Origin of the sequence: Neobacillus sedimentimangrovi (assembly GCF_010614825.1) — a bacterium.
GTDB classification, from domain to species: Bacteria; Bacillota; Bacilli; order Bacillales; family Cytobacillaceae; genus Neobacillus; species Neobacillus thermocopriae.
In genome coordinates this window covers 1-8,584 of record NZ_JAAFZF010000076.1, presented here as the reverse complement: position 1 = coordinate 8,584, position 8,584 = coordinate 1, and the positions used below count along the sequence as shown (strand labels likewise).

Genomic DNA, 8,584 nt, shown 5'->3' with positions numbered 1-8,584 from the left:
TGAATGGAAAGCTTATGAATGGGGGAACAGTCGTAAAGGTTATTGGCGAATCTCAAAAAGTCCCATATTACACAGAACCCTTGGAAACTCCTATTGGAGTAACCAAGGGCTTAAAAGTCTACAGAAACGTTATGAATTCTTGCGTCATTTATCTTGATTGAACCGCCGTATACGGAACCGTACGTACGGTGGTGTGAGAGGACGGGGGTTAATCACCCCTTCCTACTCGATTAAAATTGAAGATTATACGCTGCTACCCAGGGCGCTTACGCTATTCTGGTAATAGGATAGATGTACTATGTCATATATTTATACTAGGAAACAAAAGACCATAAACTGGCCAAATCAAGTGAGAAACATTGTTTATTGTCAAAATGCGTACTATAATAGAATTATATGTTTAAATTTTTTGAATATTGATAAAAAGGAGGGTTACAATGACAGAGGTAAAGCCGTGGTTGAAAAATTATCCTAAAGAGATTCCTCCCACTTTAGAGTACTCCTCAGAACCTGTACAGCATTACTTAACAAATGCAGCAAATAAATATCCTGATAAAGTTGCTTTACATTTTTTAGGGAAAGAACTTACCTACCAGCAGCTTTATGAAGCGGCTCAGCATTTTGCTGGTTACTTACAAGCGAACCTTGGGATTGAAAAAGGAGACCGTGTAGCCATCATGCTTCCAAACTGCCCGCAAAATGTGATCAGCTTTTTTGGGGTATTATTCGCTGGCGGGATCGTAGTAGAAACGAATCCACTCTATACTGAACGGGAACTTGAACACCAATTGAAAGACTCCGGTGCAAAAGCCATTATCACATTAGACATCCTCTATCCAAAAGTTTCCAAAGTTATGCCACACACTGAATTAAAAGATATCATTGTTACAGGAATAAAAGATTTCTTGCCATTCCCGAAAAACCTCGTTTACCCATACATCCAAAAAAAACAATACGGCATTGTTGTAAAAGTAAAGCATGAAGGTAACACACATTTGCTTACCGAAATATTAAAACAGAAAAAGAATAAATTGAAGCAATACAGCATTGATATTGATGAAGATATTGCTCTGTTGCAATACACAGGTGGAACTACTGGCGTAGCCAAAGGGGTTATGTTAACCCACAAAAATATCATTGCCAATACAACCATGAATCAGGCTTGGGTTTTTAAAGCGAGAGAAGCACAGGAAGTAATATTGGGGTTACTGCCGTTTTTCCACGTTTATGGACTGACGACAGTGATGATTTTATCGATTAAGCTGGCAGCCAAATTGGTGTTATTGCCAAAATTTGATGTACTTGAAACACTCAAAACGATTGAAAAACAACGCCCCACCATTTTTCCAGGTGCACCAACCATTTATATTGGTCTATTGAATTATCCAGAATTAAAAAAGTTTGATTTATCTTCGATTAATGCTTGTGTCAGTGGCTCTGCTCCGCTTCCACAAGAAGTTCAGGAAAAGTTTGAGGCCATAACCGGAGGAAAATTGGTAGAAGGTTATGGACTGTCTGAAGCCTCACCGGTTACTCACTCCAATTTCCTATGGGGAGTAGAAAGAGTCAAGGGAAGTATTGGTGTCCCGTATCCTGATACCGATTCCAAAATTGTTTCGATCGAAACCGGTGAAGAACTTAGAGCTGGTGAAATTGGAGAAATCGTTATTAAGGGTCCACAGGTCATGAAAGGTTATTGGAACCGACCTTTGGAAACAGAAGAAGTCTTAAAAGATGGTTGGCTGTTTACCGGAGATTTAGGATATATGGATGAAAATGGATATTTTTATATTGTTGACCGTAAGAAAGACATGATTATTGCAAGTGGCTACAATATATATCCGAGAGAGATAGAAGAAGTATTATATGAGCACCCCGATGTAATAGAAGCGGTAGCAGTTGGAATTCCTGACCCCTATCGTGGTGAAACGGTAAAAGCTTATATTGTATTAAAAGAAGGTTCAACTGTAACAGAGGAAGAAATGAATGAATTTGCAAGAAAATATTTGGCTGCATATAAAGCACCCAAATTATATGAATTTAGAAAGGAACTACCGAAAACAGCGGTTGGAAAAATATTAAGGCGGAAGCTCGTAGATGAAGAAATGAAAAAATATGAAGAAGAGAGTAAAAAGCAGGCATAATACTATATTTTTTTTGACTAAATAAGCTTGTCTACAAAATTTTTGAAAAATAAAGTATTTCTTGACATATTTAAAAATAAAAATTATTATAAAAATATGAATGATTATTCATTCATATTTTTATATTTTAATAATAAAGGATTTGATAGTTTTTTCTTCAAAGGAGGGATAAAAATGAAAAAAATGAAGCCTAAATATATGCAAATAATTGATGCGGCGGTTGTTGTAATTGCTGAAAACGGTTACCACCAAGCACAGGTTTCCAAGATCGCCAAGCAGGCAGGAGTGGCTGATGGAACAATTTATCTATATTTCAAAAATAAAGAAGACATTCTTATCTCTCTCTTTGAAGAAAAAATGGGACAATTTGTTGAAAACATAGAGGAAAAAATAGCAGGAAAAAAATCGGCAGCAGAGAAATTATTAATGATGATTGAAACTCATTTCCAACTCCTTTCTGATGATCACCATATGGCCATTGTTACTCAGCTGGAATTGCGCCAATCCAATAAAGAGCTTCGTTTAAAAATAAACGATGTTCTTAAAGGTTATCTGCAGCTGATTGATAAAATTATTATGGAAGGAAAGGAAAGTGGAGAGTTTTCAAGCAGTCTGGATGTTCGCCTATCCAGGCAAATGATTTTTGGTACAATCGATGAGATTGTTACCTCGTGGGTAATGAGTGAGCAAAAGTTTAATTTAAGGGCACTGGCACCGAAAGTCCACAGTCTCCTGGTAAACGGACTAGTTAATTGCCAGTAATAAAGGAATAGGAGGGTTTTTATTGGAGAATTTAAATTGGTCACATGAGGATGGTATTGCTGTCATTACATTTAAGCGTCCACCAGCAAACGCTCTTTCAACAGGGTTATTAAAAGAGTTATCTGCGGCACTAGACGAAATTGAATCTAATCGTCAGATCCGGGTAGTCGTTATTCATGGGGAAGGTCGCTTTTTCTCTGCAGGGGCAGATATTAAGGAATTTACGACAGTCAGCTCATCAGGAGAGTTATCCACATCGGGCCAAGATCTAATGGAACGTATTGAGAAGTTTCCAAAACCAATTATTGCAGCCATTCATGGTGCCGCACTAGGTGGAGGGTTAGAATTAGCAATGGCTTGTCACATCCGCCTAGTTAGTGAAACGGCAAAGCTAGGCTTGCCAGAGCTTCAGCTTGGAATCATCCCTGGTTTTGCAGGAACACAACGCTTGCCAAGATATGTAGGTGTCGCCAAGGCAGCAGAAATGATGCTTACTTCTGAACCGATCACAGGATTGGAAGCGTTTCAATTTGGGTTGGCCAACCATGCTTATCCGGAAGAGGAAGTGTTAAATCAAGCTTTAAAACTTGCTGGAAAAATTGCCAAGAAGAGTCCTGGATCGATTAAAGCCGTTATTGAATTATTAAACTATGCCAAAACAAAAGAGTTTTATGAAGGAACAAAGCGTGAAGCTGAACTGTTTGCTGAATTGTTTGTTACGAATGATGCGAAAGAAGGCATTCAGGCGTTTATCGAAAAACGTGAGCCAAACTTTAAAGGCGAATAATTTTTTCATTGGGAGCGCTGAGCGAGTGCTCGCTAGGAAGCTTTTCATATTTTTTTATCAATAATTTTCTCAATCTTTCAAACAGAATAAATGTTTGGATTCTTAGGAGGGAACTAAATCAATGAACATTTTTGTTTTAATGAAGAGAACTTTTGACACAGAGGAAAAGATTACTATTTCCGGCGGGAAAATTAATGAAGATGGAGCCGAATTTATCATCAATCCTTATGACGAATATGCGATTGAGGAGGCAATTCGAGTCCGCGATGCTCATGGTGGAGAAGTAACCGTTATTACTGTAGGAACGGAAGAATCAGAGAAGCAGCTGCGTACGGCTCTTGCAATGGGGGCTGATAAAGCGGTCTTAATCAATATAGAGGATGATATTGAGAACGGCGACCAGTTTACAACAGCAAAAATTCTTGCTGAATATTTGAAGGATAAAGACACCGATCTGATTTTAGGAGGAAATGTTGCGATTGACGGCGGTTCCGGCCAAGTTGGTCCACGTGTGGCTGAGCTATTAAATATTCCTTACGTAACAACCATTACAAAGCTTGAAATTGTCGGTACAAAAGTGGTTGTGACCCGTGATGTTGAAGGGGATTCCGAAGTCATCGAAACAAGCCTTCCGCTATTAGTTACAGCACAGCAAGGTCTTAATGAACCGCGCTATCCATCACTGCCAGGAATCATGAAAGCAAAGAAGAAGCCACTTGATGAATTGGAATTAGACGATCTTGACCTTGATGAAGATGATGTAGAAGCAAAGACGAAAACCATTGAAATCTACTTGCCTGCGAAAAAGGAAGCAGGAAAAGTTTTATCTGGCGAACTAGCAGATCAAGTGAAGGAACTTGTTCACCTGCTTCATACGGAAGCAAAAGTGGTCTAATCGAAAATTTTTAAAATTGTTTGCAGGGGGTAAACATAATGTCAAGAAAAGTATTGGTATTAGGAGAAATTCGTGACGGACAATTGCGTAATGTATCTTTCGAAGCAATTGCTGCAGGAAAAATAGTGGCAGAAGGCGGAGAAGTAGTTGGTGTCTTACTTGGTCAATCTGTAAGCGCTTTAGGAGCGGAATTAATTCAATACGGCGCTGACCGTGTCGTTGTAGTAGAAAATGACAAATTAAAGCAATATACTTCTGATGGATATGCACAGGCACTTTTGGCAGTCATTGACCAAGAAAAGCCGGAAGCCCTAGTGTTTGGTCATACAGCATTAGGAAAAGACTTATCGCCTAAAATTGCAGCGAAGCTTTCCTCCGGTCTAATCTCCGATGCAACTGCTGTTGAAATAGCGGGAGGAAATGTAGTCTTTACAAGACCAATTTATTCCGGAAAAGCATTTGAAAAGAAAATAGTTACGGATGGTTTAATTTTTGCTACTGTTCGTCCAAATAATATTGCGCCATTAGAAAAAGACGAAAGCAGAACTGGTGAAGTATCTTCCCTATCTGTAGAGATTAAAGACCTTCGTACAATTATTAAAGACGTCGTACGTAAAGCTACAGAAGGTGTAGACCTTAGTGAAGCAAAAGTCGTAGTTGCCGGTGGACGCGGTGTAAAAAGCGCAGAAGGTTTTGAGCCGCTCAAAGAATTAGCTGCTGTATTAGGTGGTGCAGTTGGTGCTTCACGTGGTGCATGTGATGCAGAATATTGTGATTATTCCCTTCAAATTGGGCAAACGGGTAAGGTTGTTACACCTGACTTATACATTGCTTGCGGAATTTCTGGTGCCATCCAACACCTTGCTGGTATGTCCAACTCTAAAGTAATCGTTGCAATTAACAAAGACCCTGAAGCGAACATCTTCAAGGTGGCAGATTACGGAATCGTTGGCGATCTTTTTGAAGTCGTTCCAATGTTAACTGAAGAGTTTAAAAAGCTAATAGTTCATTCCTAATATAATGGCTGTTGTTGATTATGTTTTAAATCAGGTCATTCTCAATAATGTTTCCAACTTCTACAGGTTGAAGGGAGCCCCGACAGCTTTTAAAGAGGTAAATTGTTTCCTCGAAACTCGTGGAAAAAAAGGGGCCAAAACCATCAATTAACAGCCAAAAAATTAGGGCGAACGGATGAATTCCGTTTGCCTTTATTCGTGTCTTGACAAAGAATACTTATGGATAATTTAGAGAACATTAGATGTGAAACAGATTATTAGCATCAATTTCTATTCAGTGTTATACTTTCGATATGATTTAAGTAATTTATTAGGAGGTCATTGAAAAATGGCAATTGCACATTTAACAGATCAAAATTTTGCTCAAGAGACAAGCTCAGGACTTGCTCTTGTAGATTTCTGGGCACCTTGGTGCGGACCTTGTAAAATGATTGCACCTGTGTTGGAAGAACTTGACGCTGAATTAGGCGATAAAGTAAAAATCATGAAAATTGATGTGGATGAAAACCCACAAACTGCTTCTCAATTCGGTGTAATGAGTATCCCAACATTGTTAGTGTTTAAAGATGGTGAAGTTGTTGACAAAGTGGTCGGCTTCCAGCCAAAAGATGCTCTAGCAAGCATGCTACAAAAACACATTTAATGTTTCTAACCTTGGCTAGTAAATACTGGCCGAGGTTTTTATTTTTCCCATAAGACTCCGCTTTTCTTTATAAACGGTTTGCTTTAAAATTTTAATGAGGAAAATTTAGAAGAGAGGAGCGGCCAGAATGAATGAAATAATCAAACAAAAGCTTTCTTTACTGCCAGATCAGCCTGGCTGCTACTTGATGAAAGACCGTCAAGGTACCGTTATTTATGTTGGTAAAGCCAAAGTTCTTAAAAACCGCGTGCGTTCATATTTTACTGGATCGCATGACGGCAAAACCCAAAGGCTTGTTAATGAGATAGAAGACTTTGAATATATTGTCACATCATCTAATATTGAAGCATTATTGCTTGAATTAAACCTGATCAAAAAATACGATCCTAAATACAATGTCATGCTAAAGGATGACAAAACGTATCCGTTTATTAAACTGACCGCGGAACGACATCCGAAGCTGATCATAACAAGGAAGGTTAAGAAAGATAAAGGTAAATATTTTGGGCCCTACCCAAATGTGGGAGCGGCCAATGAAACAAAAAAGCTACTTGATCGGATTTACCCGCTTCGGAAGTGCTCGACTTTACCCGATCGAGTTTGTTTATATTACCATTTAGGGCAGTGCCTTGCCCCATGTGTCAATGAAGTGGATGAAGAACAATACAAGCAAATGACCGATGAAATTACCCGTTTCTTAAATGGCGGGTATAAGGAAATTAAAAAAGAATTAACGGAAAAAATGTCTGCAGCTGCAGAGGAACTCGATTTTGAGAGAGCTAAGGAATATCGCGATAAAATCATCCATATTGAAACGATTATGGAAAAACAAAAAATTACGATGACTGATTTTACAGATCGTGATGTGTTTGGCTATGCAGTCGATAAAGGATGGATGTGCGTCCAGGTGTTTTTTGTCCGTCAAGGAAAGTTAATTGAAAGAGACGTATCCATGTTCCCAATCTACAATGAACCGGAAGAAGAAATCTTGACATTCTTAGGACAATTTTATCAAAAAGCAAATCACTTTAAGCCAAAGGAAATTTTGATTCAGGATGAAGTGGATTTACCGCTGGCCGAACAACTGCTTGGGGTAAAGGTTCTTAAGCCGCAACGCGGGCAAAAGAGAGATTTGGTCAAAATGGCAGTGAAAAATGCTAAAATTGCTCTAAATGAAAAGTTCTCTCTAATTGAAAAGGATGAAGAAAGAACCATTAAGGCAGTTGAAAATTTGGGAAAATACCTTGGTATTTATACGCCGCATAGGATTGAGGCTTTTGATAACTCAAATATTCAAGGAACGAACCCGGTTTCCGCCATGGTAGTTTTTATCGATGGAAAACCGAATAAACGTGAATACCGCAAGTATAAAATTAAATCGGTGCAGGGACCAGATGACTATGAATCCATGAGAGAAGTGACGAGAAGAAGGTATTCAAGAGTCCTAAAGGAAGGTTTACCGCTTCCAGATTTGATTATTATTGATGGTGGGAAAGGCCATGTTGAGGCAGTTCGAGATGTGTTGGAAAATGAACTAGGCTTAGATATTCCTCTTGCTGGTTTGGTGAAGGATGAGAAGCACCGGACATCTCAACTATTATTCGGAAATCCTTTAGAGATTGTAATGCTTCCGCGTAACAGTCAGGAATTTTATTTGCTACAGCGGATTCAAGATGAAGTTCACCGTTTTGCTATTACCTTCCATCGACAAACCCGCGGGAAAAGCGCCTTTCAATCTTTACTTGATGATATCCCCGGAATTGGAGAAAAGAGAAAGAAATTATTGTTAAAAGAGTTCGGCTCTGTAAAGAAAATGAAAGAAGCCGGAATTGAAGAATTTCGGGCAATCGGGTTACCTGAGAATGTGGCAAAAGAATTGTACGAAAAACTTAGAAATGACTGATTGTCAGAAAAGAATGTCTATGCTATACTTAGTGAAAATTGAATAATCATCACTTGGATGTTTAAGTGAAGGTAGAGGTGCGAACTTCAAGAGTAAAAGTCCGGAGAAGGATGAGCTTCAACGATGGGCTTTGAAAGGGGATGTTCGCCGAAGTGAAGAAAGGCTCATTTCTTTCTTTGCTGGTCCAGTGTTGAATAAATACTGGATTGTCAAGACGATTCGTCTTGGAGCGCTATCTTTCATTGTTTAAACAGGAAAGAATATATTTTTTTTGTGTTTAAAAGCAATGAGAGAGTGCTCTCATTGCTTTTTTTATGTGCGCCCGGCATGTACATGAACTATAGGGTGTAAGTCCCGAACCCCGAAGACAGAAGTAGAGGTTAGCCAAGAGCAAGGGTGTCCGTGGTGACGCGGAATCTGAAGGAAGCTGGAGG

The 8,584-nt window shown here is 38.9% G+C and carries 7 protein-coding genes, 1 pseudogene and 1 riboswitch; all 8 genes and pseudogenes read left to right on the top strand.

Annotated elements, in window-relative coordinates:
- A pseudogene (locus GZA11_RS16845) lies at positions 1-157 on the top strand (group II intron reverse transcriptase/maturase); the annotation flags it as partial.
- A gap of 280 nt (positions 158-437) precedes the next feature.
- Positions 438-2,144: an AMP-binding protein gene (locus GZA11_RS15790; protein WP_163184360.1), complete on the top strand. Its 1,707-nt coding sequence runs from the start codon at positions 438-440 to the stop codon at positions 2,142-2,144.
- A gap of 174 nt (positions 2,145-2,318) precedes the next feature.
- Complete coding sequence (locus tag GZA11_RS15785) at positions 2,319-2,906, top strand: TetR/AcrR family transcriptional regulator (RefSeq protein WP_051968190.1); 588 nt, start codon at positions 2,319-2,321, stop codon at positions 2,904-2,906.
- Positions 2,907-2,928: 22 nt separating this feature from the next.
- Complete coding sequence (locus GZA11_RS15780) at positions 2,929-3,693, top strand: enoyl-CoA hydratase (protein WP_038536600.1); 765 nt, start codon at positions 2,929-2,931, stop codon at positions 3,691-3,693.
- 121 nt (positions 3,694-3,814) lie between these two features.
- On the top strand, positions 3,815-4,588 hold the full coding sequence (locus GZA11_RS15775; protein ID WP_038536598.1) for an electron transfer flavoprotein subunit beta/FixA family protein: 774 nt from the start codon (positions 3,815-3,817) through the stop codon (positions 4,586-4,588).
- A 38-nt stretch (positions 4,589-4,626) separates the two neighbouring features.
- Entirely contained in the window at positions 4,627-5,604 is a 978-nt protein-coding gene (locus tag GZA11_RS15770; protein ID WP_038536596.1) for an electron transfer flavoprotein subunit alpha/FixB family protein, read from the top strand.
- Positions 5,605-5,932: 328 nt separating this feature from the next.
- A complete protein-coding gene (gene trxA / locus GZA11_RS15765) occupies positions 5,933-6,247 on the top strand; it encodes a thioredoxin (RefSeq protein WP_038536594.1) in 315 nt (104 codons plus the stop codon).
- Between the two features lie 127 nt (positions 6,248-6,374).
- Positions 6,375-8,150, top strand: coding sequence for an excinuclease ABC subunit UvrC (uvrC, locus tag GZA11_RS15760; RefSeq protein ID WP_038536593.1), 1,776 nt, complete (start codon positions 6,375-6,377; stop codon positions 8,148-8,150).
- A 64-nt stretch (positions 8,151-8,214) separates the two neighbouring features.
- A riboswitch (Lysine riboswitch) is annotated at positions 8,215-8,393 on the top strand.
- Positions 8,394-8,584 lie beyond the last annotated feature (191 nt).

Excerpts from the sequence above, each read along its gene's own strand:
- GZA11_RS15790 (WP_163184360.1), top strand. The coding sequence starts at position 438 with ATGACAGAGGTAAAGCCGTGGTTGAAAAATTATCCTAAAGAGATTCCT.
- GZA11_RS15785 (WP_051968190.1), top strand. The coding sequence starts at position 2,319 with ATGAAAAAAATGAAGCCTAAATATATGCAAATAATTGATGCGGCGGTT.
- GZA11_RS15775 (WP_038536598.1), top strand. The coding sequence starts at position 3,815 with ATGAACATTTTTGTTTTAATGAAGAGAACTTTTGACACAGAGGAAAAG.
- GZA11_RS15770 (WP_038536596.1), top strand. The coding sequence starts at position 4,627 with ATGTCAAGAAAAGTATTGGTATTAGGAGAAATTCGTGACGGACAATTG.
- trxA (WP_038536594.1), top strand. The coding sequence starts at position 5,933 with ATGGCAATTGCACATTTAACAGATCAAAATTTTGCTCAAGAGACAAGC.
- uvrC (WP_038536593.1), top strand. The coding sequence starts at position 6,375 with ATGAATGAAATAATCAAACAAAAGCTTTCTTTACTGCCAGATCAGCCT.